Raw genomic sequence first — 23,695 nt, forward strand, 5'->3', positions numbered from 1 at the left:
CGTTCCGGCCCGGTGGCGGGCGGGACTCCCAGGAACAGTGCGTCGGCCCTGCGGCGGACGGCGTCGGCCGGTGCGGACGGCGCCCGGCCGCCCCGCAGACGTCCGGGTCGCAGACGACCGCGGTCAGCGGCAGCGGCCGCAGCCCCGGCCTGCGCGGCAACCCCTCGGGAGCCAAGTCCCCCGGCCGACCCGGAAGCTGCGACGGAACGGGCCCCCGCCCCCGTACGCACCCCGGCCAGCGGCCGCATGCCCCCACCCGCCCCCGCACCCGCACCCGCATCCGCACCCGCCATAGGACGATCCATGAGACGCGTCACCGCCGGAGGCGCTCCGGCAGCCGCCGCCGAACCCACCGCGGGCCCCGCCCCTCCAAGCCACCCGGGACCAGTCCCCGCCCCCTCCGGCAGCCCCGGACCAACGCCCGCCCCCGGTCGCGCCCCCGCAAGCCCACCGGCCGAGGGAGCGACCCCCGCCCCGCCCGGCGGACCCAAACCCGGCCCCCGGGCCACAGGTGGATCCACCCGTGGCCCCGCCCTGGTGACCGGACCGGGTCCGGAGGGTCGTGCGTCAGCGCGCCCTGTGGCGCGGTGGCGGCCCCTGGGGCCGAGGCGAAGGCGGCCATGGCGCCCGTGGTGCATGCGTCCGTCCGAGGCCGGGGCCCGGCCGGGTCCACTCGTTGCGGAACGTGATCGAAGAGTCATGCCACAGGACGGTAGGCACACGTGCCCGAATCCGCTGAGCAGGCTCAATTCCTGTGGACGGCATACCCGTTGTGGAAATCTCGGCCACTCTCACGAGTGACGGGCGGCTACAAATCACAGAGCAACCGCCGACAACTCCCTGACGGCGCCGCCCTCTCAGCGAGCCGAGACCACAACTCCCAGCAGACCCGGCCCGGTGTGCGCGCCGATCACCGCACCCACCTCGCTCACATGCAGGTCGGCCAGTCCGGGCACCCGGTCGCGCAGCCGGTCCGCGAGCGCCGCTGCCCGCTCGGGCGCCGAGAGGTGATGGACCGCGATGTCCACCGGAGCGGTACCGGCCCGCTCGGCGACGATCTCCTCCAGCCGGGCGATGGCCCGGGAGGCGGTCCGGACGCGCTCCAGCGGTTCGATCCGGCCGCCTGCGAGCTGGAGGAGCGGCTTCACCGCGAGCGCCGAGCCCAGCAGAGCCTGCGCGGCGCCGATCCGGCCGCCGCGGCGCAGATAGTCGAGGGTGTCGACATAGAAGTAGGCGGACGTGCCCTCGGCACGCTTCTCGGCCGCCGCGACGGCCTCGTCCAGGGAACCACCCGCCTCCGCCACCTCGGCGGCGGCGAGGGCGCAGAAGCCGAGCGCCATGGCCACCATGCCCGTGTCGACGACGCGCACCGGCACGGGAGCGTCCTTAGCCGCGAGCACCGCCGCGTCGTAGGTCCCGGACAACTCGGACGACAGGTGCAGCGACACGATCCCCGTCGCGCCGGACTCGGCGATCGCCCGGTACGTCCGCGTGAAGGTTTCGGGGCTGGGGCGGGACGTGGTCACCGGCCTGCGCTTCTGCAGCGCGAGGGCCAGCGAGCGTGCCGAGATCTCCGTGCCCTCCTCCAGCGCCTGATCACCGAGCACGACGGTCAGAGGCACCGCGGTGATGCTGTGCCGCTCCATCATCGGTGGCGGCAGGTAGGCCGTTGAATCGGTGACGATAGCGACATGGCGGGACATGAGCGGGAGGTTACCCGCAGGCGGTGCCGGGCGGCAGCCCGGCCCCGCACGGCACGCCTCCGAGGCACACGCCAGACACCGGAAGCACGCCTCCGAGGCACACGTCAGACACCTAAGACATGCCCCCCGAGCACGCATCACGCACTCAGGACACGCCTACAGGGCACACGTCTCGCATATCAAGACACGCGTCAGACGTCTCGAAGCGCCCAGGACAGCGGCCCGACGGCGCCGCCAACCGGCCGCCATCCAGCCAACCAACCGACGGTGGTCAGTTCGACGCCTCCGGGCGGCGGGCGGGCTTCTGCCACGGATAGGTGGTCTGCTGCCGCGGGTCCCGTGCCGTGATGGCTTGCGGCTGCCCCGGAGCCGACTGCTCCGATTCTGGGTCCGGCTCCGCCCAGGACCGGTCCGCCGACGCACCGGGGACGTCCGAACCGGGCACCGGTCCGGACCGCGACGTGGACCTCGTCCCGGACGCCGCCGGCGGCGCCGATGCCGTGCCCGGGTCCTCCGCGGCCCAGTGCCTCAGCGCACCGGCCTCCATGTCGATCTGCGCGCTCAGCGCGTCCAGGTCCTCGTCGGCGAACTTCTGTGCGCGGTCCCTCGCCGCCCAGCGAAGCGATTCCGCGGAGTGCGTGATCCGCTCCGTGCGCTCGCGCAGGCCCGGCAGGAGCGAGGCGACCGTCGCCCTGTCCGGCTCGCGCTCCAGCCGCTTGAGCTCCGCGTCCAGCTCCTGTCCGTGAGCGCTCAACCGCCGGAACAGGGCCAGCGACTCGGAGAGCGAGGCGTCCTCCGCCACGCCCGCGTGCAGGGCTTCCTGCGTCGCCCGCATCGATGTGCGCAGGGCCAGCCGCAGCTGTGCCAGCTCGCCGGTCACACCGACCTGTCCGTAGCTCTTCGCCCGCAAGGTGGTGTCCTCGACGGTGCGCCGGGCCTGGGTGACCGTGCGCTCGACCCCGCGCTTGGCGGCGCCCACGACTTTCACGGCGACATACACCCCCAATGCCACGAAGGCGAAGAAAAGCAACGCCAGGATCGTGATTACGGCTCCGGCATCCATGAACGCCCTCCGGCATCGGTTCTGGTTCTTCCCACGGTAAACGGAAAGGGCAGGTCGAGGGTTCCTGCGGAACCCTCGACCTGCCCTTAGGGGAAGTCCCTGTTGGAGAAACCCCCTATGTCCTGCTACGCGGGAACGATGTTGACCAGTTTCGGCGCCCGCACGATCACCTTGCGGATGCCTGCGCCGCCCAGCGCCGCCACGACAGCCTCGTCACCCAGCGCCAGCGCCTCCAGGTCCGCGTCCGTGATCGACGGGGACACCTCCAGCCGCGCCTTGACCTTGCCCTTGATCTGCACGACGCAGGTCACGGTCTCGTCCACGACGTACGCCGGGTCGGCGACCGGGAAGTCGGCGTGCACGACCGAGTCGGTGTGACCCAGCTTGCGCCACAGCTCCTCGGCGACGTGCGGGGCCAGCGGGGCGACCAGCAGCACCAGCCGCTCGGCGACCGAGCGCGCCAGCGGACCGGCCGTCTTGGTCAGGTGGTTGTTCAGCTCGGTGATCTTGGCGATCGCCGTGTTGAACCGCATCGCCGCCAGGTCCTGGCCGGCACCGTCGATCGCCTTGTGCAGGGCACGCAGCGTGTCCTCGTCGATGTCGGCGTCCTCGATGTCGACGACGGTGACCTCACCGGTCGATTCGTCGACAATGTTGCGCCACAGGCGCTGCAGCAGCCGGTACTGGCCGACGACGGCGCGGGTGTCCCACGGGCGAGAGACGTCCAGGGGGCCCATGGCCATCTCGTACAGCCGCAGGGTGTCCGCACCGTACTCGGCGCAGATCTCGTCGGGAGTGACCGCGTTCTTCAGGGACTTGCCCATCTTGCCCAGCTCGCGCTTGACGGGCTCGCCCTCGAAGAAGAACTTCCCGTCCCGCTCCTCGACCTCGGTGGCCGTCACCGGGAAGCCGCGGCTGTCGCGGTAGACGTACGCCTGGATCATGCCCTGGTTGTACAGCTTGTGGAACGGCTCGGCGGACGAGATGTGTCCCAGGTCGAACAGCACCTTGGACCAGAACCGGGCGTACAGCAGGTGCAGTACGGCGTGTTCGGCGCCGCCCACGTAGAGGTCGACACCGCCGTGCGGCTGCCCCTCGCGCGGGCCCATCCAGTACTGCTCGACCGCCGGGTCGACCAGCTTCTCGCTGTTGTGCGGGTCCAGGTAGCGCAGCTCGTACCAGCACGAACCCGCCCAGTTGGGCATGGTGTTGGTCTCGCGGCGGTACTTCTTCGGACCGTCGCCCAGGTCCAGCGTCACGTCGACCCAGTCCTCGTTGCGGGACAGGGGCGTCTCCGGCTGCGTGTCGGCGTCGTCCGGGTCGAAGGTGCGCGGCGAGTAGTCGTCGACCTCCGGCAGTTCCAGCGGCAGCATCGACTCGGGCAGCGCGTGGGCGACACCGTCCTCGTCGTAGACGATCGGGAAGGGCTCGCCCCAGTAGCGCTGGCGGCTGAACAGCCAGTCGCGCAGGCGGAAGTTGATGGTGCCCTCGCCGATGCCCTTGGCCACCAGCCATTCGATGATCCGGCTCTTGGCCTCGGCGACCGCCAGACCGTTCAGCGAGATCTCGTCGTTGGCGGAGTTGATCGCCGGCCCCTGGCCGGTGAACGCCTCGCCCTCCCAGCCTTCGGGCGGCTGGACGGTGCGGACGATCGGCAGCTCGAACGCCTCGGCGAACTCCCAGTCGCGCTCGTCCTGGCCGGGCACGGCCATGATCGCGCCGGTTCCGTAGCCCATCAGCACGTAGTCGGCGACGAACACGGGGATGCGGCTGCCCGTGACGGGGTTCAGCGCGTAGGCGCCGGTGAAGACACCGGTCTTGTCCTTGTGCTCGGTCTGGCGCTCGACGTCGCTCTTCGACTGGGCCTGCTTGCGGTACGCGGCGACGGCGTCGGCCGGGGTGGCGGCACCGCCCGTCCACGACTCCTTGGCGCCCTCGGGCCACTCGGCGGGCAGGATCGAGTCGATCAGGCCGTGCTCGGGGGCCAGCACCATGTAGGTCGCGCCGAACAGGGTGTCGGGGCGGGTGGTGAAGACGGTGATCTTCGCGTCCGCGTGGCCGTCGACGGAGAAGCCGACGCGGGCGCCCTCGGAACGTCCGATCCAGTTGCGCTGCTGCAGCTTGATGGCCTCGGGCCAGTCCAGCGCGTCCAGGTCGTCCAGCAGCCGGTCGGCGTAGGCGGTGATGCGCATGTTCCACTGGCGCAGCTTGGCCTTGAAGACGGGGAAGTTGCCCCGCTCGGAGCGGCCGTCGGCCGTCACCTCTTCGTTGGCCAGCACGGTGCCCAGGCCGGGGCACCAGTTGACGGGCGAGTCGGAGGCGTACGCCAGGCGGTACTCGCCCAGGACGTCCGCACGCTCCTTGGCGCTCAGCTCGCTCCACGCGCGCGTGCCGGGCACGGACCGCTCACCGCTCTCGAACTGGGCGACCAGTTCGTCGATCGGGCGGGCCTTCTTCGCCTCATCGTCGTACCAGGAGTTGAAGATCTGCAGGAAGATCCACTGGGTCCACTTGTAGTAGTCCGGGTCGATCGTGGCGAACGAGCGGCGCTTGTCGTGGCCCAGACCCAGCCGGCGCAGCTGGGCGGTCATGTTCTCGATGTTCGCCTCGGTCGACACCCGCGGGTGCGTGCCGGTCTGCACGGCGTACTGCTCCGCCGGCAGGCCGAAGGCGTCGAAACCCAGGGTGTGCAGGACGTTGTGCCCGGTCATGCGCTGGTGCCGGGCGAAGACGTCGGTGGCGATGTAGCCCAGCGGGTGACCGACGTGCAGACCCGCACCGGACGGGTACGGGAACATGTCCATGATGAACTTCTTGGGGCGGGCCGCCGCGGCCGGGTCGCCGGCCAGGTCACCGCTCGGGTTCGGCGCCTCGTAGGTGCCGTCGGCGTCCCAGAAGTCCTGCCAGCGTGCCTCGATGTCGGCCGCCATGGCAGCCGTATAACGATGCGGGGCTGCTGCCTCGGCAGCAGAAGTCATCTCGCTCATGATCCTTAAAAGCTCCATCGATCGTCTCTGCCAGCTGCCGCTGATTCATCCGGTGACGAAATGAAAAATCCCCTCGCACAGGAGGGGACGCCGCGCCGATTCCGACGGTGCTTTCATCCGTCGGGACTGATCAGCGCGGCTCGCTAAGCAGAAGGCGTACGGCACGCATGGCGTCAGGGTACCGCAGCGGGGGAAGTGGCCGCATTCGCCTTCCACGGCGCCCCGCGACGGGGCCGGTCGGCGGCTCGCGAGCGATCATGGATCCGCGTTACTCCGCGTATCGACCCTATACAGGGCAACCCCCGGGTCAGTTGCCGATGGTCACCCGCGAATAACGGTGAAACCTCGTACCGGGCGGTATGGGTCGACCTAGAGTGCGTCAACGGGACAGCTTTCCCGCACCATTCGGAGTCGCCCCATGAACCCTCGTCTCACACAGCGTTTGCCGTCGGGCCCCGGGTCCGGAATCGGCCGCCCCGTGCAAGGCGGCCTCTACGCGGCCGCGTTGATCCTCATTCCCGTGCTCGCCATCGGGGGCAGCGACAGCTTTCGCGCCGCGCTCGACTTCACCACCGGGGTCCTGTCCCTGGTGTCGCTGACGGCCTCCGTCGCATGGGGGCTGATCGCCACGGACCGGGTGCTCCTCTCCCCGCGCCACCGCCTGCTCGCCCAGGGCATCCACCGGACGACCGCGGTCGCCTCGCTCGGCTTCCTGCTGCTGCACGCCACCGTGAAGGTCTCGCTCGGGCACGTGGCCCTGATCGGCGCGCTGATCCCGTTCGGTCTCGGCGTCACGGGCACCTCCGCCCTCATCGGCTTCGGGTCGCTGGCCGGCTTCCTCATGGTGGTCGCCGCCACGACCGGGGCGCTCCGCAGCGCACTGGCGGGCAATGTCCGTGTCGCCGGCCGCTGGCGGCCGCTGCACATGCTGGCCTATCCGGCCTGGTGCTTCGCCCTCGTCCACGGACTCTACGCGGGTCGCCCGGCGGCGACCTGGGTCGTCACCCTGTACTGCCTGGCCCTGCTCGGGGTGGCGGCCGCGGTGTCGGTCCGGCTGCTGCCGCGGCCGGTGCAGCGGCGCGTCGCCGCGAGGATCATGTCCCTGACCGGTGCCGACGGCGGGCCCCCCGCCGTCGACGACCAGGCACAGCGGGATCCGGCCACGTCTCCGCTGCCCGGCGCGGGCGGACTGAACGGGACGGGCCGCTCGGCCGTATCCGCCGGCATGGACCGCATGGACCGTGTCGACAGGGCGAACGGCATTTCCTCGCAGCGCCCCTACGAGCAGGAGTTCCCGCCGCCGCTCGGACAGGCGCGCGCGCAGCCGCCCCGGCTGGCCGCACCCTCACCGCAGCTCTACGAGGCCCCTCCGCCGCCGGACGCCGAGCCGACGGTGGTCCCCGGCGGTTCCGGCGCCGGCCGCGGCCCCGGCATGGCCGCGGCCTACCGGGCCGTGTCCCTGGCGGCCGAGGCCGCTGCGCCGCTCGCCGAGCGGGTGCCGATGACGGAGGAGATACCCGTGGTGTCCGAGACGGGACCCCGTCCGGGCACCTGGCCCACCCCCTCGCCGCCCCCGCCCGCCCAGGCCGTGCGCCCGGAGCAGGCATCGCCGCTGTACGACACCCCGCCCCCGCCGCTGTTCGACACGGCCCCCTCCTACGACACCCCGCCCCCGCCGCTGTTCGACCCGGCGCCCTCCTACGACATCCCGCCCGTCTACGGCTCCACCACGCCGCCCTACGAACCCGCCTCCGCCCCCTACGGCGCCATGACGGCCCAGGACACCACCGGGGGCTACGGCTCCCCCGCCGCCTCCTACGGCGCCGCCGGCGCGAACGAGGCCGCGTCACCCTCCCCGTACGACGACCGCTCCGCGTACGGGACCGGCGGCCCCGGCGCGTACGACGAGACAGCGCCGATGCCAGGGCCCCTCTTCCAGCCGCCGGCCGGAGAGCCCTGGAACGCACCTGCAGGAGAACGACCGTGAACAGCCCGCTCCCCGACGTCCCCGAGGTCCGTGTCGTCGGCCTTCCCCAGCTCACGCAGGGTTTCGACCTGGTCGAACGTCTCGACCTGCAGATGCATCTGAAGGTCCACGGACCGCTGGAGCCGGTCAGCGGCGAACGGCTCGCCCAGTTGGCCGAGGAGATATCGCTGACCGGCCGCGGCGGCGCGGGCTTCCCCTTCGGCAGGAAACTGCGCGCCGTCGCCAAGTCGGCGATCCGACGCGGCGTACGGCCCGTCGTCGTCGTCAACGGCAGCGAGGGCGAACCGGCTTGCCGCAAGGACACGGTGCTGCTCAACCGCGCTCCGCACCTCATCCTCGACGGTGCGCTGCTGGCCGCCGAGGCGCTCGGCGCACGCACCTTGGTGGTCGCGGTCACCCGCAACTCCACGGAGGTATCGATGCGCGCCGCGCTCGCCGAACGCGGTCTGAGCGACCGCCGCGGTCAGCAGCTGCGCGCACGAGTCGTCCGCACGCCGGAGCGGATGGTCTCCGGGGAGGCGTCCTCCGTCATCCGCGCGGTCAACGGCGGCCCGGCACTGCCGCCCGGCCGCCGGGTGCGCGCCGCGGACTCGGGGGTCGGCGGCGCGCCGACGCTGCTGTCGAACGCGGAGACGTTCGCGCAGCTCGCCGTCGCCGCGCGCATCGGCTCACGCCGTTACGCGCACACCGGCCTGGACTCCGAGCCCGGCACGGTCATGCTGACGATCTCCGGGGCCGTCTCGCGCCCCATGGTCGTCGAGGTGCCCACGGGCGTCCCGCTGCGGTACGTGCTCCAGCTGGCCGGTGCGCCGCCACTGCCGCAGGGCGTGCTCACGGGCGGCTACCACGGCAACTGGATCGACTCGGTCGCCGTGCACGAGGCGGTCGTCTCCAAGGCGTCCCTGGCGTCCGTGGGGGGCGCCCTGGGCGCGGGGGCGATCCTGCCGATCGGCCCGGAGACGTGTGCGCTCGGCGAGTCGCTGCGGGTGGCCAACTGGCTCGCCGCGGAGACCGCGGGCCAGTGCGGACCGTGCAAGCTCGGCCTGCCGGCCGCGGCGGGCGGACTCGCCGACGTGATCAACGGCGGCGGTCCGGCGGCCCTGGAGGCGCTGCGGGAGGTGACGGGGGCGGTGAAGGGCCGCGGTGCGTGCAAGCACCCCGACGGTTCCGCGCGGTTCTTCGCCTCGACACTGTCCGCGTTCACCGACGATCTCGCCGCGCATGTGCTGGACGGCGGCTGCGGGCGCCCGGTGACCGGTGTGCTGCCCCTGCCGCTGCCCGGCTACGAGGAGGTGGAGGAGTCCATTCCCAGCGGCGAGAAGGTCTTCATCGACTGGACGCTCTGCCAGGGGCACGGGCTGTGCGCCGACATCATCCCGGAGCTGATCCGGATCAACTCCGACGGCTACCCCTCGGTGGCCGACGCGGTGGTCCCGATGCACATGCGCGGGCGCGCGCAGCGTGCCGTGCGCCGCTGCCCGGCGCTCGCGATGCGGATCGAGCAGGTGGCGGCCCCTGCGCCGGAGCCGTCGCGCCCCGCACTGCCGAGCAGCAATCGCAAGGCTCTTGGCAGCGGCCGGAGTTGACGGAAGGCGCAGAGGACAGAAAAGCGGGCCACCCGATCCGGGTGGCCCGCTTTCTCTTCTGTGGAGCTAAGGAGAATTGAACTCCTGACCTCCTGCATGCCATGCAGGCGCTCTACCAACTGAGCTATAGCCCCTTGCTGTGCACCACCGTCCGGGTTTCCCTCGCGGCGACGTAGAGAACATTAACGCCCCCGTCGGCGCATCTCCAAATCGTTTCCGCCCCGGACCGGCAAGGTCCGGAATGTCCGATTCAAGGGCGGGTGGCGGAGGGACGGCTCAGGCGGTTGCGAACGAGTAGAACCGCTTGAGGGTGCAGTGCTCGTCCAGCAGCCGTCCGTAGATCGGCTCCCCCTCCAGCTCCCGGTAGGTCTCGATGGGGTCGCCTTTTATGATCAGCGCCCGCGCGCACTCCTCGCACCAGTACTGGTACTCCGGATTGACCGGATCCATGTCCCTGACGATCGGCGTACCGCTGCCGCACCAGTCGCATTTCCGCCTGTGGGCACCCATCATTCAGCTCCAGCTGTGGCCGCAGGCCGTGCACACGTAGGAAACGCCTCCGTTGTCCCCGAGGACCTGGGCGACATGGGCGGAACCGCAGGAAGGACAGCTGAGGCGAGCACGTGCCTCCGCCGTGGCAAGCAGGTCATCGGCAGCCTCCTGGGCTTCCTCGCCGCTGGCGGACATCGTGCTCTCCCTCCCGTACCGCCGGTGTCCCCTCCGGCCGTCCGATTCTGCCATGGCCACGCAAGGAGGTCAGCGGCGTTTGCGAACGAGACCGGCCACGGCACCCAGTGCGCAGGCGGCCGCCAGCGCGAGCGTCGTCACCCACAGGGCGTCCGCGGACCCTTGGGGCCCCGGTGCGGTCAGCCGGCCGAGGAAGAGGGTGCCGAACGCCGCGACGCCGATGATCTGTCCCAGCTGGGTGACGGTGACCAACAGCCCGCTCGCGTCCGCGGCGTCCTCCTGCCGCACCGTCGCCAGCGCGCCGGTGAGAGTGGGGCTGTAGGCGGCCGCCATGCCGACTCCGCTGGCGACGCAGGCCGCGTACAGCAGCGGTCCGCCGTCCCCGCCGTCCCGCAGCAGCGCCCCCACGGCGGCGCCCGCGAGCCCGGTCACGACGAACCCGGCCGGAACCAGGGCCCGTTGCCATGCGGCCGGCCAGCGCCGCCAGGTCATCGCCACGGCGCCGAACACGACCGCGGACGGCGCGAACACCAGCCCGGCGCGCAGAGCGCTGTATCCCAGTCCGCCCTGGACGTGGAGCGTGACGGTGAACAGGAAGGCGGCGTTCACCGCCATGACGGCCGCGATCCTCAGCACCGCGAGGCCGATTCCCTGACTGCGCAGCAGCCGCGGCGAGATCAGGGGCGCGCCGCCCCGGCGGGCGAGCCGTGCCTCGTGCGCCAGAAGCCCTCCGAGGGTCACCGCCGACGCGACAAGCGACAGCCAGGTCCACAGCGGCCAGTCGTGCTCGTGTCCCACGACCAGCGGCACGGTGAACAGCGACACCGCCGCCGCGAGCAGCACCAGACCGGGCAGATCCAGGCCACCGGCGCGCGCCCCGCCCGCCTGCCTGTCCCGCGGCAGCACCCTGGCGCCCAGGAGCAGGAGGGCGAGCCCGATGGGCACGTTGACGAGGAAGACCGGCCGCCAGCTCGTGCCGAACAGGTCGGCGCTGACCAGGACGCCGCCCAGGACCTGGCCGGCGGCGGCGCCGCTCGCGAGGACGGCGGAGTAGGCCCCGAGCGCCCGTACCCGGCCCTCCGCGGTGAAGTTGCGCTGGATGAGGCTGAGCACTTGAGGGATCATCAGGGCCGCTCCGGCGCCCTGGAGGAAGCGGAAGGCGATCAACTGCCCGGTATCGGCGGCGAGTCCGCAGGCCAGCGAGAAGACGGTGAAGGCCGCCAGGCCGCCGAGGAACACGCGGCGGTGGCCGAGCATCGCGCCGAGGCGTGCGCCCGTGATGAGCAGGACGGCGTAGGAAATGGTGTACCCGGCGACGACGAGTTGCAGGTCGGCTCCGGAGGTGTGGAGTTCCGCGCGGATCGTGGGGGCCGCCGCGTTGACGATGAAGGTGTCGAGGAGCGCCATGAACTGGGCGGCGAGTACGGCAGCCAGGAGCAGCCGGGGGCCGCCGCTGTCAGTGGCGGGGTCTTTACTTGAGCGTGGGGTTCGCGGAACGGTCGTCGTCATGGCGGCGAGACTGCCGCGCGCCGGATACGGGTAACGAGAGCCCGTCGATGCTGGTACCGACAGCACCTGGCAACGGTAGACCGCGACATCGACGATGGGGGGCGTGACCACGATGACGACGGGGATCAGGGGCGGGGCGCACCAGCGGCGCCGGCCCGAACTGGCCGCGTTCCTGCGTTCCCGCCGGGCGCGGGTGACACCGGCCGACGTCGGTATGCCCCCGGGGCTCCGGCGGCGCACGCCGGGCCTGCGCCGTGAGGAGGTCGCGCAGCTCTCGGGCGTCGGCGTCACCTGGTACACGTGGCTGGAGCAGGGCCGCCCCATCAACGCCTCGGCGCAGGTGCTGGACGCCGTGGCCCGCACCCTGCGGCTCGACCAGCCCGAGCGCGAGCACCTCTACCACCTCGCGGAGGTCCCGTACGTGCCGGACCCCGCGGAGGAGGGGCAGAGCGTCGGACCGGAGATCCAGGGCATCATCGACGCGCTGGACCCCCACCCCGCAGTGGTCTACAACGCGCGTTACGACGTCCTGGCCACCAACCGGGCCTATCGCGTCCTCTTCGCGCTGCACGACCCCGGGGCCCTCGGCATGCGCAATGTGCTGTGGACGCTGTTCACGATGTCCGAGGCGTCCTGCCCGGTCGTCTTCCGGGACTCGGAGCTGCCGTTGATGGTGGCGCAGCTGCGCGGCGCGTACGGGCGTCATGTGGGCGAGCCGGCCTGGGAGTCGTTCATCCGCCGTCTGTCGGCGGCGAGCCCGTTGTTCGCGCGGCTGTGGGAGAGCGGTGACGTCATTCCGCCGGGCCCGCGGGTCAAGACCTTCCGTCACCGGGCGATCGGCGAGGTGCGGATGACGTCGGTGTCGCTGTCGATCAACGGGATGCCGGAGTGCCGGATCGTGGCCTACACGCCGGACGACGAGGAGAGCGGCGCGCGAATACGGACGCTGCGGGCGATGCGGGACTGACGCCGGGCCGACGGGGCCTGTCGCCGGGGCCCGTCCTCTCCGCGCGGACCACGGCACCGGCACCAGGGCCAACGCGAAGATCCCGCCCCCTGCCGGGGACGGGATCCTGATTGTGGAGCTAAGGAGAATTGAACTCCTGACCTCCTGCATGCCATGCAGGCGCTCTACCAACTGAGCTATAGCCCCGCGTGTTCTTCGCGCTCCGCGCTGCGAACAAGAAGAACTTTAGCCTGCGACCTGCCGGAAAGTGAAATCCGGGTCCGCGGGCCGCCCCGGCGGTGGTCGCCGGGGCGTGGCCGGTGCCGGGCCGGCAGCCTCTGCGCGGCAGGGCGGAGCCTGCCGGGAGGGCCGTGGGGTCTCAGGTGTCGTCGCCGAGCACCGGCTCGGGCAGCGTCCCGGCGTTGTGCTCCAGCAGACGCCAGCCGCGCGCGCCCTCGCCCAGCACGGACCAGCAGCAGTTCGACAGACCGCCGAGGCTCTCCCAGTGGTGGGCCTCCAGGCCCAGCAGCCGGCCGATGGTCGTACGGATCGTGCCGCCGTGGCTGACGACGACGAGAGTGCCCTCGTCGGGCAGCTTGTCCGCGTGGTGCAGGACCACGGGCGAGGCCCGGTCCGCGACCTCGGTCTCCAGCTCGCCGCCGCCGCGGCGCACGGGCTCGCCGCGCTTCCAGGCGGCGTACTGGTCGCCGTACTGCGTGACGATCTCCTCGTGGGTCAGGCCCTGCCAGACGCCCGCATACGTCTCGCGCAGCGCCGCGTCGTAGGAGATGTCGACGCCGGTGACAGCCGCCAGCTCGCCCGCGGTCGCCGCGGCCCGCTTGAGGTCGGAGGCCACGATCGCGTCGGGCTTCAGCGAGGCGAGCAGCCGGGCCGCGCGCCGCGCCTGGGCGACGCCGGTCTCGGTCAGCTCGATGTCCGTGGAGCCCTGGAAGCGGCGCTCCAGGTTCCACGCGGTCTGTCCATGGCGCCACAGGACCACACGGCGGCCCCGCTTCCTGCTGGTGCGGACGTCACCGGCCGCACCCCCGCCGCTCATGCCGTTCAGCTCAGCTCACCTTCCGCTTCCTTGCCGGCGAGCCGAGCGTGCTCCTCGGCCTTTCCGCGGGTCTTCTTGGCGTCCTCCGGCAGCGGAAGCTCGGGGCAGTCCTTCCACAGCCGCTCCAGGGCGTAGAAGACGCGCTCCTCGCTGTGCTGGACATGGACGACGATGTCGACGTAGTCGAGCAGGATCCAGCGGGCGTCACGGTCGCCCTCACGTCGCACCGGCTTGGCGCCGAGCTCCTTGTTCAGCCGCTCCTCGATCTCGTCGACGATCGACTTGACCTGGCGGTCGCTGGGGGCTGAGGCGAGCAGGAAGGCGTCGGTGATCGACAGCACGTCGCTGACGTCGTACGCGATGATGTCGTGCGCGAGCCGGTCGGCGGCCGCCTGGGCGGCGGTGTTGACGAGCTCGATGGAACGGTCCGTAGCGGTCACAAGCAGGCTTTCGTCGGCGGTCAGGAACCCTTCAAGGGTCTCACGGACGGCCGACAGACCTCACCGTCATTGTTCGGGACGCGTCAGTGCTGGGCCCGGCTGCGGCGCCGGGCCCGGCTCAGTCCTCCGTGCCGCCCTCGAAGTCGGAACCGAGGACCACCGACACATCGGCGTTCGCGGCAGCCCTGGCCTTCTTCACCACGTCCGCGGGCAGGCCGAGCGTCTTCGCGACCTCCACGGCCTTCGCCTTCGCCGCCTCGTCACCGTAGGTGACCTGTGAGGTGGCGGTCGTGTCCGCCCTGCCGCCGTCGATGACGGTGTAGCCGCCGTTGACGAGCGAGATCCGGGCCGCCTCGGTGGCCGTGTCGTCACCGCTGGCGTTCTTGATGCCGACCCGCACGGCCGCGCCCTGCTCCGGTGCGCTGACCGAGCCGCCGAGCACGTCCTTGACCACGCTGTCCGCCGCCCGCTCGGTGAGCGTGCCGTCCTGCTGCACGGGCAGCAGCGCGGTCTTGTAGTCACCGCCCTTGGCGTGCTCGGCGAGCTTGGCGAGGGAGCTGCCGAGATCCCGCTCGTTCAGCGACGGATCGAGGATCTGGGCGAGTGTCTCGACGACGACGGTCGCCGACTTCTCGTCGTCCGGCAGCTTCTTCAGCACGCCCTGCATGACCTGGCCGAAGCGCTGCAGCTGCTTCTCCTCGGCCTCACCGGGCCCGACGTACGTCGCGTAGGCGACGGCGGCAGGTCCGTCGAGCGTCTGGTTCTCGCCCTTCTTCACCAGCGGCTCGTCGCCCTTCTTCGCACCGGGCACCTCGGTGTCGGTGGTCAGGTCGATCGTGCCGACCAGTTCGACGAGGTTCTCCAGGTACGGGGTGTCCAGCCGCCAGGTGCCGGAGATCTTCGCGCCGAGCAGGGTCCCGATCGCCTCGCGGGTACCGGTGGACCCGTCGTCCTCGACGGACTTGCCGAGCGTGGTGGCGGTTCCGTCGTCGTTGGCGACGGAGAGTGAGTTCGGAAGGAGGACGGTCGTGCCCTGCCCGGTCGTGACGTTGTCGACGAGGAGCGCCGTAGAGGTCCGCTCGCTCTTCGTGTTGTGCAGGTGCACGACGATGACGTCGCGCTTCTGCGGGCCGGCCGCGGTGCCGCCGGTGCTCTCACTGCCGGACAGTCCGGGCAGCTTGCCCGCGTACCAGAGGTAGCCGACGCCGCCGACGAGGGCGAGCGCCAGCGCGACGACGAGCGCGACGATCCGGTTGCGGCCGCGGCGCTTGGCCTCCTCGCGGCGCTCGGAGCGGCTCTCGGTGAACTTGAGCCAGTCGATGACGTCCTCGGAGTCCTCGTCCGGCTCCTCGATGAACGAGAACTGCTCGGTGCGGTAATCGCGGTCGTCGCGGTGGTCGTCGCGGTCCGCGCCCCGCCGCGGTTCCGGCACGGCAGCCGGTGCGGGCGCGGCCTGGGCCTGCTGCCCGGTGGGGCCCTGCTGCCCGGCGGGAGCGGGCTGCTGGTGGGGGATGTTCCACTGCTGCGTGGTGTCGACCGCCGCCGGCTGGGTGCCCGTGTCGTAGCCGTACCCGTCGTAGCCGTATCCCTGCTGTCCGGGCTGCGCGCTGTACTGCTGCGTGCCGTACGGGTCGTACTGCCCGTAGTCGTCGCGCCGGCCCGCTGCGTCCGGGGACTGCTGGGCGTACGGGTCGTAGCCGTACCCCTGCCCTTCCCCAGGCCGGTCTCCGGCCTGCGGGGGCTGCGGCTGCTGAGGGTGCCGGGACTGCTGCTGTGCGTAGGGGTCGTACTGCTGGGGCTGCTGATAGACCGGCTGTCCGTACTCGTCGTAGCTCACGATCTGCGGCTGCTGGTGGTACGGGTCGTAAGGATTCTGCTGGTCGTTCACCGGTGCCCCTCTCCGTGGCTCACTCGCCGCGGTACAGCTGGCGCTTGTCGATGTAGCGCACCACACCGTCCGGCACCAGGTACCAGACCGGGTCGCCCTGGGCGACCCTCTCACGGCAGTCGGTCGACGAGATCGCGAGCGCGGGGACCTCCACCAGGGAGACCCCGCCCTCGGGCAGCCCGTCGTCGGTCAGATCGTGGCCCGGACGGGTCACACCGATGAAATGGGCGAGCGAGAACAGCTCTTCGGCGTTCCGCCAGCTGAGGATCTGGGAGAGCGCGTCGGCGCCCGTGATGAAGAAGAGATCCGCGTCGTCGTTGAGGGACCGCAGCTCACGCAGCGTGTCTATCGTGTACGTCGGCCCGCCCCGGTCGATGTCGATGCGACTCACCGAGAACTGGGGGTTGGACGCCGTGGCGATGACCGTCATCAAATAGCGGTCCTCGGCCGGTGACACGTTCTTGTGGGTCTTCTGCCACGGCTGTCCCGTCGGCACGAACACCACCTCGTCGAGGTGGAACAGGGCGGCCACCTCGCTGGCGGCCACCAGGTGCCCGTGGTGGATCGGGTCGAAGGTCCCGCCCATCACACCGAGCCGGCGCTTGCCGGTACCGGAACCCGTAGCCACGTTCTGCTCTCCCATGCGTGCAGAGCCTACTGGCACGGGCGGCCGGCCCGGACTCAGCGGTCGCGGTTGAAGCGGGTGGTGACCCACAGCAGCAGGAGCAGCACGAGCAGGGCGCCGCCGCCGGTGATGTACGGGTTGAGGCTTTCGTGGTTGCCACCGTGCTCTCCGCCTTGGGCGAGAGTGACCAGGTTGGCGGCGGCAGCGCTGGTGAGGCTCATCTTCAGCAGGACCTATCGATCGGGAGTCGGACCAGAGACTTCGCGCACATCGTATGCGGGCCGTTCGGGCACGCTCACGCCGACTCGGTCGTTGTGCTCTCCACAGCTCGGCAACTGTGGTTGTCCACAGCCCCCGCCGCGTCGCAACCCCAGCACCTAGTCTGGGGGTCCTCAAGGGGGACGAGCACGGCACGCATCACACCAGGGGGCACCACATGACCGAAAGCCAGGAGCACGCGCCGAGCAGGCGGCGCGAGCGCTTCCCGGAGATCTCCTCACGGGCTTACGAGCATCCCGCGGACCGCTCGGCGCTGGTGGCGCTGCGCAAGCTCACCGGGTTCGACACCGTTTTCAAGGCGCTCAGCGGCCTGCTGCCCGAGCGCAGTCTGCGGCTGCTGTTCCTGTCCGACTCGGTGCGGGTGAGCGACGCCCAGTTCGCGCACCTGCACAGCATGCTGAGGGACGCCTGCTACATCCTGGACCTGGAGAAGGTCCCCGCCATGTACGTGACGCAGGACCCGCGTCCCAATGCGATGTGCATCGGCCTGGACGAGCCGATCATCGTCGTCACCACGGGTCTGGTGGAGCTGCTGGACGAGGAGGAGATGCGCGCGGTCGTCGGCCACGAGGTGGGCCACGCGCTCTCCGGCCACTCGGTGTACCGGACGATCCTGCTCTTCCTCACCAGCCTGGCGCTGAAGGTGGCCTGGATCCCCCTCGGCAACATGGCGATCATGGCGATCGTCACGGCGCTGCGGGAGTGGTTCCGCAAGTCGGAGCTCTCGGCGGACCGCGCCGGGCTCCTGGTCGGCCAGGACCTCCAGGCGTCGATGCGCGGACTGATGAAGATCGCCGGTGGCAATCACCTGCACGAGATGAACGTGGACGCCTTCCTGGCGCAGGCCGAGGAGTACGAGGCCGGGGGCGACCTGCGGGACTCGGTCCTGAAGATCCTGAATGTGCTGCCCCGCTCCCACCCGTTCACCACCGTCCGGGCGGCCGAGCTGAAGAAGTGGGCGGAGAGCCGCGACTACCAGCGGATCATGGACGGCCACTACCCGCGGCGCACGGAGGACAAGGACACCTCGGTGAGCGACTCGTTCCGCGAATCGGCGTCGCACTACGCGGATTCGGTGAGGACGAGCAAGGATCCGCTGATGAAGCTGGTCGGCGACATAGCGGGCGGCGCGGGCGACCTGGGCAGCAAGCTGCGCGACAAGTTCACGGGAGGCACGGGCACGGGTACCGGCGGGACGCCGGACGCCTGACCACGGCGGGCGCCGGGCACGATCCGTGCCCGGCGGTGCGCCTCTCGCCGGGCGGGCCTGGATCCGCCCCGGCGGGGGCCGGCCGAGCCCGAGGCCACCTGCGCGGCGGGCCCTGCGGACCCCCGGCGCGGCCGCCTCCGAACCTGAGGCCACCTGCGGTCCCGCTGACCCCGGAGGGGCCGGCCGAGTCCGACGGCACCTGCGCGGCGGGGCCCTGCGGTCCCGCTCTGGCCCCGGCGGGGGCCGCCGAGCCCGAGGCCCGAGGCACAGCGCCTCACGAGCCCCAGGCCCAAGGCGCGGCGCGCCCCGCGCCTCACGGGGACGGCTGGGCCGCGGGGGAAAGAGATCCGCACAGGGAGACGACCGCCAGGCCCGGCGCGTACGGGTCGGTGACGGCCGGGCCGTCCGTGCCGGCCCGCTGGCCGGCCAGCAGCGGACGCAGCGTGGCCGTCGCGTCGGCCGCGCAGTCCTGAGGCCCGGCCTGGACCGAGCTGGCCAGCACCTCCAGCCGGTGGTGGCGCAGATCGTCGCGGTCGACACGGAAGCGCATCTCACGCCGCACGGTGAACAGCGACGCCTCGTCGCTCACGGGCCCCGCCGCGGCCGCGGGCCGCAGCGCGTAGACGAAGGTGTGGTCGGACGTGACCTCCAGCGCGTCGGAGCCCGCCTCCGTGACCAGCAGCGTGCCCTCCACGCGCACGGTGGGGTCCGCCAGCGCCACCTTCGCCGGGTCGAAGCGCACCAGCCAGCCCGTGGTGACGTGGCGGCCGTCGGCCGCCGGCGCGGCCACGCTCCGGTCGAACTGGGCCAATTGGTCGGGATGGAGCAGCGCACGCACCGGGCGCACCGCGCCTTTGGTGATCACGTCGGGGTCGAGGGACGACTCCACCAGGTAGTCCTTGGCCGTGGCCAGGGCGATCAGCACCTGACCCTCGCTGAAGTGGTCGGTGCGGCGGACCGCGGGCATGGTGATCCCGGCGGCCCCGCTGCGGTACTGGGCGGCGGGACTGTGCGCGAAGAGCTCGGCGGGCGTGCCGCCGGGCACCGGGCCGCCCGGTGCGAGGGGGACGAGCGTGATGCGGAGGTGTTCCGCCGGTCTGGCCGCGAGGGGCTGCTGGGGCTGGCGGATGCCCAGGTAGACGGCCGTGCCGAAGGCGACAACGACGACGAGGACGAGCAGCAGGAGCTGTTTCGACGGGTGACGCCCGCCGCCACCCGGGACGCTGCGCACGGCGGGGGCGTGCTCGCCCATGCGCTCCTCGGCGGAGAACTCCTGGACCCGGGCAGCCCGCACGAACGATTCGTCGAACACGACGGATCGGTACTCGTCCTCACCGCCTGGGAGCCCCTCGGGTGTCCCCTCCGGCGGGTCTCCGCGCCGAGCCATACTCTCAGGGTAGGTCTGACGCGGGCACGATAAACGCGCTGGTACACGACAAGTTCTGACGAGTTCTCACGCGCTCGTCCACATGGGCGCACGCCGCTGTCCGAGGGGCGGGGCGGCAGCCGTTCACCGGGCGAGCGCCTGGCGCTCAAGAGGCGCTCGCCCCCCGTTCAGGGGGTGCGTGGTTGCGCGGGGACCAGGGGGGCCGGGCGGTCGGCGGAGGCCGTGGGACCGCTCCCGCGGCCGCTGACCGTGGCGCCCGTCGGCGGGGCGTCCACACCCGTCCGGGCGGGCTGGGGCACCTGGTCCTGGCGGTTGTTGGAGGCTCCCCGGTAGACGGCGGTGAAGGCGAGGGCGACCATGCCGATGCCCATCACCAGGGCCAGGATCCAGGCCACCGGCCGGTGCCAGCGCGCGGTGCCGCGGTAGGGGCGCAAGGCGCCGCCGTGGCGTCCGTACGGGCTCGCGGTGTCGAGGTCGTCGTCCTCGTCCTCGTCCCGGTACTCGCGGCCGCGGCCATGGCCGTAGCCGTCCGGGCCGCGGAGCTCGTCGTAGAGATCGTCGTCGGAGGGGGCTCCGCGCGGGCCGGAGCGGGCGGCCTCGGCCTCCGCGCGCGCCTCGGCGGCGGCCAGTAGCCGCTCGACAGCGGTCGGTTCATGGATCTCGGCGGCCCGTACGAAGTCCTCGTCGAACACCACGGAGGCGAAGTCCTGGTCCGCGCCCCCGCGGTCGACAGAGTCCTCAGGGTCCCCGCCGTCCTGGAACGGCCTGCCCCCCACGTCGTCCGGCACGTTCTCAGAGTAGACCGGGCCGGGAGGTTTGGGCAGGGAGAGGACGAACTCTCCCCGCCCGGGTGACGCCCCGGGAGGCGCCGCTGACGGTCACCGGATGTGACCGTCGCCGGTGACGATGTACTTCGTGGAGGTCAGCTCGGGCAGGCCCATCGGCCCTCGCGCGTGCAGCTTCTGCGTGGAGATGCCGATCTCCGCGCCGAAACCGAACTGACCACCGTCGGTGAAACGGGTGGACGCGTTCACCGCGACCGTCGTCGAATCGACCAACTGGGTGAACTTGCGGGCCGCGGCCTGCGAGGTGGTGACGATCGCCTCGGTGTGGCCGGAGGACCAGAGCCGGATGTGGGCGACGGCCGCCTCCAGCGACTCCACGACGGCCGCCGCGATGTCGTAGGAGAGGTACTCGGTCTCCCAGTCCTCGGCGGTCGCCGGGACGATCGTGGCCTTGGTGGCGTCCGCGTACTCCACGACGCGCTCGTCGCCGTGCACCGTCACGCCCGCGTCCGCGAGCGCGTCCAGGGCGCGGGGCAGGAAGGCGGCGGCGACGTCCTTGTGGACGAGGAGGGTCTCGGCGGCGTTGCAGACGCTGGGGCGCTGCGCCTTCGAGTTGATCAGGATCTCGACCGCCGTGTCGATGTCGGTCTCGGCGTCGACGTAGACGTGGCAGTTGCCGGTGCCGGTCTCGATGACGGGGACCGTGGACTCCTCGACGACCGTCCGGATCAGGGAGGCGCCGCCGCGCGGGATGAGGACGTCGACCATGCCGCGGGCGCGCATCAGCTCCCGTACCGAGTCGCGGCTCTCGCCGGGCACCAGCTGCACGGCGTCGGCCGGCAGCCCGGAGCCGCCGACGGCGTCCCGGATGACCTTCACCAGGGCGGTGTTGGAGGAGTAGGCGGAGGAGGAGCCGCGCAGCAGCACGGCGTTGCCGGACTTCAGGCAGAGCGCGGCGGCGTCCACGGTCACATTGGGCCGGGCCTCGTAGATGATGCCGACGACACCGAGCGGGACGCGCACCTGGCGCAGGTCGATGCCGTTGGGCAGGGTCGAGCCGCGCACCACCTCGCCCACCGGGTCGGGCAGCGCCGCCACGTGCCGCACGTCCGCGGCGATGGCGCGCACCCGCTCCGGGTTCAGCGTGAGCCGGTCGACGATCGCCTCGCTGGTGCCCGCCTCGCGGGCCCGCGCGATGTCCTCCGCGTTGGCCTCGACGATCTCACTGGTGCGGACCTCCAGCGCGTCGGCGATCGCCAGCAGCGCGTCGTCCTTCGCCGACCGCGGCAGCGGCGCGAGGTCGGCGGCGGCGGCCCGGGCCCGGTAGGCGACCTGGGCGACCGGGGACATGTTGTCGTACGGCGATACCGAAGAGAGCGACGTCATACCCGCAGGGTAGTGCGCCCGCGGCGGCTGTCCGGAACGTATCCCGCACTGCGAGACAGAAGCCTCAGAACCTCAGAAGGGGTGCACGCCCACCGGGTATGCGGGTGGCGGACCATAGCCCTCGGCGATCCGCTGGTGGTAGGTCTGCCGGTCGATGACCTCCAGGCCGACGATCTCCCACGGCGGCAGCTTGGCGGTCGAGCGGTGCTCGCCCCACAGCCGCAGGGCCACGGCTGCCGCATCGTGCAGGTCGCGGGCCTCTTCCCAGTAGCGGATCTCCGCGTGGTCGTTGGCGTAGCGGCTGGTCAGCAGGAAGGGGTGGTCGTGGGCGAGCTGCTCCAGGCCGCGGCGGACTTCCTTGAGCGGGGCCTCCGGTCCGGAGACGCTGAGCGTGATGTGCCAGAGCTTGGACAGCGCCTGCTCGTCGGGACGGCCCGGTGCCTCGGCGACGCCTCGTACGCGGGTCGGGACGGCCGCGCCGCCGGACCCGCCGCCGGCCGACGTGCCCGCGGCTCTCGCGGAACCGTCGGCCCCGCCGAGCCCGTCACCGAATCCGTCGTCGAGTTCCGCGGCCCCTCCCACACTGGTCAGGGTTCGCTCCTCGCCCACTGCCCGACGGGCGGGGGAGACCGTCCTCCCCTTGCCTCGGGGCATGTCCCCAGGGCGCGCTCGTTTCACCGGCGGCCTCCTGTTGCTGCGTCGTCTCCGTACCCCGCCAACCCCCGCAACAAAGTGGACCAGCCCGCGGCGGGGTGTGGGGCGGTTTTGGTAAAGGTCTCTGCCAGATGGCGGGACTTTCCGCCCTTTCAGGGCCCGGTCAGGGCTCCAGAACGACGAGATCGTCCCTGTGTACGACTTCCCGTTCGTACGCGGGGCCCAGTTCCTTTGCCAGCTCGCGGGTCGAGCGGCCGAGCAGCTGCGGGATCTCCTTGGCGTCGAAGTTGACGAGGCCGCGGGCGACCGCGCGGCCCGCGGTGTCGCGCAGCTCGACCGGGTCACCGGCACTGAACTCGCCGTCCACCGCGGCGATCCCCGCCGGAAGCAGCGACTTCCTTCCCTTGACCACGGCCCGCACCGCGCCGTCGTCGAGGGTGAGCGAGCCCTGGGGGGTGGAGGCGTGCGCGAGCCACAGCAGACGGTCGGCGGAGCGGCGCCCGGTGGCGTGGAAGAAGGTGCCGGTGGCGCGTCCGGCGAGGGCGTCGGCCGCGCGCGTGGCGGAGGTGAGGACGACGGGCACGCCGGCGGCGGCCGCGATCCGGGCGGCCTCGACCTTGGTGACCATGCCGCCGGTGCCGACGCCCGCCTTGCCAGCGCTGCCGATCTGCACGTGGGCGATGTCCTCGGGGCCGCGCACCTCCTCGATGCGCGAGGTGCCGGGCCGTGCGGGGTCCCCGTCGTAGAGACCGTCGACGTCGGAGAGCAGGACCAGCAGGTCGGCCCGGACGAGATGGGCGACGAGGGCGGCGAGCCGGTCGTTGTCGCCGAAGCGGATCTCGTCGGTGGCGACCGTGTCGTTCTCGTTGACGACCGGGACGGCTCCCATGGCGAGCAGCTGGTCCAGGGTGCGGTAAGCGTTGCGGTAGTGGGCGCGGCGGCTGGTGTCGTCGCTGGTCAGGAGCACCTGACCGACGCGGACGCCGTACCGGGCGAAGGAGGCGGTGTAGCGGGCGACGAGCAGTCCCTGGCCGACGCTGGCGGCGGCCTGCTGACGGGCCAGGTCCTTGGGACGCCTGGTCAGGCCGAGCGGGGCGAGTCCCGCGGCGATGGCTCCGGAGGAGACGAGGACTATCTCCTTCTCGCCCCCGCTGCGGCTCCTGGCGAGGACGTCGACGAGGGCGTCCACCCGGTCGGCGTCGAGACCGCCCGCGGCGGTGGTCAACGACGACGAACCGACCTTGACGACGATCCTGCCTGCCTGGGTCACCTGCTGTCTTGCCACTGTCACACGCCGAATCTATGCCAGGGCACCTGCCGGGTGCGCGCGCATTCCGCCCGCTGGACAGCCGGGCCCCGCCCCGGCGCACCGACCGGATCCGGCCGCCCGGACCTCGCGGGACGCCCCGCACGCCAGGCCTCGCGCCACGCCGTGGGGCGCCGAAACGCCTTTCTGCTAGCACGCGTTGAGCCGGTTGCCCATGTGGAATCCGGACAACCGCTAAGGTGCTGGTGG

19 protein-coding genes and 2 tRNA genes are annotated in these 23,695 nt (G+C 71.7%); 4 read left to right on the top strand and 17 right to left on the bottom strand.

Going from position 1 to position 23,695, the window contains the following annotated elements:
- Positions 1 to 857: 857 nt before the first annotated feature.
- The 3 genes from ACF08N_RS09165 to leuS form a co-directional block, all read right to left on the bottom strand.
- On the bottom strand, positions 858 to 1,703 hold the full coding sequence (locus ACF08N_RS09165; RefSeq protein ID WP_392323963.1) for a DegV family protein: 846 nt from the start codon (positions 1,701 to 1,703) through the stop codon (positions 858 to 860).
- A 271-nt stretch (positions 1,704 to 1,974) separates the two neighbouring features.
- Positions 1,975 to 2,766 carry a hypothetical protein gene (locus ACF08N_RS09170; protein ID WP_392323964.1) on the bottom strand — a complete coding sequence of 264 codons (792 nt, stop codon included), beginning with the start codon at positions 2,764 to 2,766 and terminating at the stop codon, positions 1,975 to 1,977.
- Positions 2,767 to 2,891: 125 nt separating this feature from the next.
- Positions 2,892 to 5,753 (bottom strand): leucine--tRNA ligase, encoded by a 2,862-nt coding sequence (leuS, locus tag ACF08N_RS09175; RefSeq protein ID WP_392323965.1) that lies wholly within the window; start codon positions 5,751 to 5,753, stop codon positions 2,892 to 2,894.
- 520 nt (positions 5,754 to 6,273) lie between these two features.
- Here leuS and ACF08N_RS09180 point away from each other — a divergent pair.
- Together ACF08N_RS09180 and ACF08N_RS09185 are read left to right on the top strand one after the other, a co-directional pair.
- Positions 6,274 to 7,740 carry a hypothetical protein gene (locus tag ACF08N_RS09180; protein WP_392323966.1) on the top strand — a complete coding sequence of 489 codons (1,467 nt, stop codon included), beginning with the start codon at positions 6,274 to 6,276 and terminating at the stop codon, positions 7,738 to 7,740.
- Positions 7,737 to 9,326 (top strand): ferredoxin, encoded by a 1,590-nt coding sequence (locus ACF08N_RS09185; protein ID WP_392323967.1) that lies wholly within the window; start codon positions 7,737 to 7,739, stop codon positions 9,324 to 9,326. The genes ACF08N_RS09180 and ACF08N_RS09185 overlap by 4 nt, the downstream gene beginning before the upstream one ends.
- Positions 9,327 to 9,387: 61 nt before the next feature.
- Here the strand turns inward: ACF08N_RS09185 and ACF08N_RS09190 are convergent.
- From ACF08N_RS09190 to ACF08N_RS09200, 3 genes are all read right to left on the bottom strand, one after another.
- Positions 9,388 to 9,460: transfer RNA gene (locus ACF08N_RS09190), tRNA-Ala, on the bottom strand.
- A 142-nt stretch (positions 9,461 to 9,602) separates the two neighbouring features.
- Positions 9,603 to 9,776, bottom strand: a complete 174-nt coding sequence (locus ACF08N_RS09195) for a hypothetical protein (RefSeq protein ID WP_018846673.1) — start codon at positions 9,774 to 9,776, stop codon at positions 9,603 to 9,605.
- A gap of 306 nt (positions 9,777 to 10,082) precedes the next feature.
- Positions 10,083 to 11,522, bottom strand: coding sequence for an MFS transporter (locus ACF08N_RS09200; RefSeq protein WP_392323968.1), 1,440 nt, complete (start codon positions 11,520 to 11,522; stop codon positions 10,083 to 10,085).
- Between the two features lie 94 nt (positions 11,523 to 11,616).
- Between ACF08N_RS09200 and ACF08N_RS09205 the strand changes: the two genes are divergently transcribed.
- A complete protein-coding gene (locus tag ACF08N_RS09205) occupies positions 11,617 to 12,489 on the top strand; it encodes a helix-turn-helix transcriptional regulator (protein WP_392323969.1) in 873 nt (290 codons plus the stop codon).
- 113 nt (positions 12,490 to 12,602) lie between these two features.
- On the opposite strand, the gene ACF08N_RS09210 is transcribed toward ACF08N_RS09205, so the two are convergent.
- The 6 genes from ACF08N_RS09210 to ACF08N_RS09235 form a co-directional block, all read right to left on the bottom strand.
- Positions 12,603 to 12,675, bottom strand: a tRNA-Ala gene (locus ACF08N_RS09210).
- A 172-nt stretch (positions 12,676 to 12,847) separates the two neighbouring features.
- The gene (locus ACF08N_RS09215) at positions 12,848 to 13,525 is read right to left on the bottom strand and encodes a histidine phosphatase family protein (protein WP_392323970.1); all 678 of its coding nucleotides are present in this window, start codon (positions 13,523 to 13,525) and stop codon (positions 12,848 to 12,850) included.
- 5 nt (positions 13,526 to 13,530) lie between these two features.
- On the bottom strand, positions 13,531 to 13,965 hold the full coding sequence (gene rsfS, locus ACF08N_RS09220) for a ribosome silencing factor (protein WP_392323971.1): 435 nt from the start codon (positions 13,963 to 13,965) through the stop codon (positions 13,531 to 13,533).
- A 118-nt stretch (positions 13,966 to 14,083) separates the two neighbouring features.
- On the bottom strand, positions 14,084 to 15,853 hold the full coding sequence (locus ACF08N_RS09225; RefSeq protein ID WP_392323972.1) for an LCP family protein: 1,770 nt from the start codon (positions 15,851 to 15,853) through the stop codon (positions 14,084 to 14,086).
- Positions 15,854 to 15,872: 19 nt separating this feature from the next.
- Entirely contained in the window at positions 15,873 to 16,496 is a 624-nt protein-coding gene (nadD, locus tag ACF08N_RS09230) for a nicotinate-nucleotide adenylyltransferase (RefSeq protein ID WP_392323973.1), read from the bottom strand.
- Between the two features lie 38 nt (positions 16,497 to 16,534).
- Positions 16,535 to 16,699, bottom strand: a complete 165-nt coding sequence (locus tag ACF08N_RS09235; protein WP_215184465.1) for a hypothetical protein — start codon at positions 16,697 to 16,699, stop codon at positions 16,535 to 16,537.
- 215 nt (positions 16,700 to 16,914) lie between these two features.
- On the opposite strand from ACF08N_RS09235, the gene ACF08N_RS09240 reads away from it, so the two are divergent.
- Positions 16,915 to 17,967 carry a M48 family metallopeptidase gene (locus ACF08N_RS09240; RefSeq protein WP_392323974.1) on the top strand — a complete coding sequence of 351 codons (1,053 nt, stop codon included), beginning with the start codon at positions 16,915 to 16,917 and terminating at the stop codon, positions 17,965 to 17,967.
- A gap of 313 nt (positions 17,968 to 18,280) precedes the next feature.
- Here ACF08N_RS09240 and ACF08N_RS09245 read toward each other — a convergent pair whose 3' ends face one another.
- The 5 genes from ACF08N_RS09245 to proB form a co-directional block, all read right to left on the bottom strand.
- On the bottom strand, positions 18,281 to 19,354 hold the full coding sequence (locus ACF08N_RS09245) for a hypothetical protein (protein ID WP_392323975.1): 1,074 nt from the start codon (positions 19,352 to 19,354) through the stop codon (positions 18,281 to 18,283).
- Between the two features lie 167 nt (positions 19,355 to 19,521).
- The gene (locus ACF08N_RS09250) at positions 19,522 to 20,142 is read right to left on the bottom strand and encodes a hypothetical protein (RefSeq protein WP_392323976.1); all 621 of its coding nucleotides are present in this window, start codon (positions 20,140 to 20,142) and stop codon (positions 19,522 to 19,524) included.
- Positions 20,143 to 20,232: 90 nt separating this feature from the next.
- Entirely contained in the window at positions 20,233 to 21,525 is a 1,293-nt protein-coding gene (locus ACF08N_RS09255) for a glutamate-5-semialdehyde dehydrogenase (RefSeq protein ID WP_392323977.1), read from the bottom strand.
- A 72-nt stretch (positions 21,526 to 21,597) separates the two neighbouring features.
- Entirely contained in the window at positions 21,598 to 22,203 is a 606-nt protein-coding gene (locus tag ACF08N_RS09260; RefSeq protein WP_392323978.1) for a hypothetical protein, read from the bottom strand.
- 139 nt (positions 22,204 to 22,342) lie between these two features.
- Positions 22,343 to 23,470 (bottom strand): glutamate 5-kinase, encoded by a 1,128-nt coding sequence (proB, locus tag ACF08N_RS09265; protein ID WP_392323979.1) that lies wholly within the window; start codon positions 23,468 to 23,470, stop codon positions 22,343 to 22,345.
- Positions 23,471 to 23,695: the final 225 nt, after the last annotated feature.

The sequence above is a fragment of the Streptomyces sp. NPDC015127 genome (assembly GCF_043080095.1).
Classification (GTDB): Bacteria; Actinomycetota; Actinomycetes; order Streptomycetales; family Streptomycetaceae; genus Streptomyces.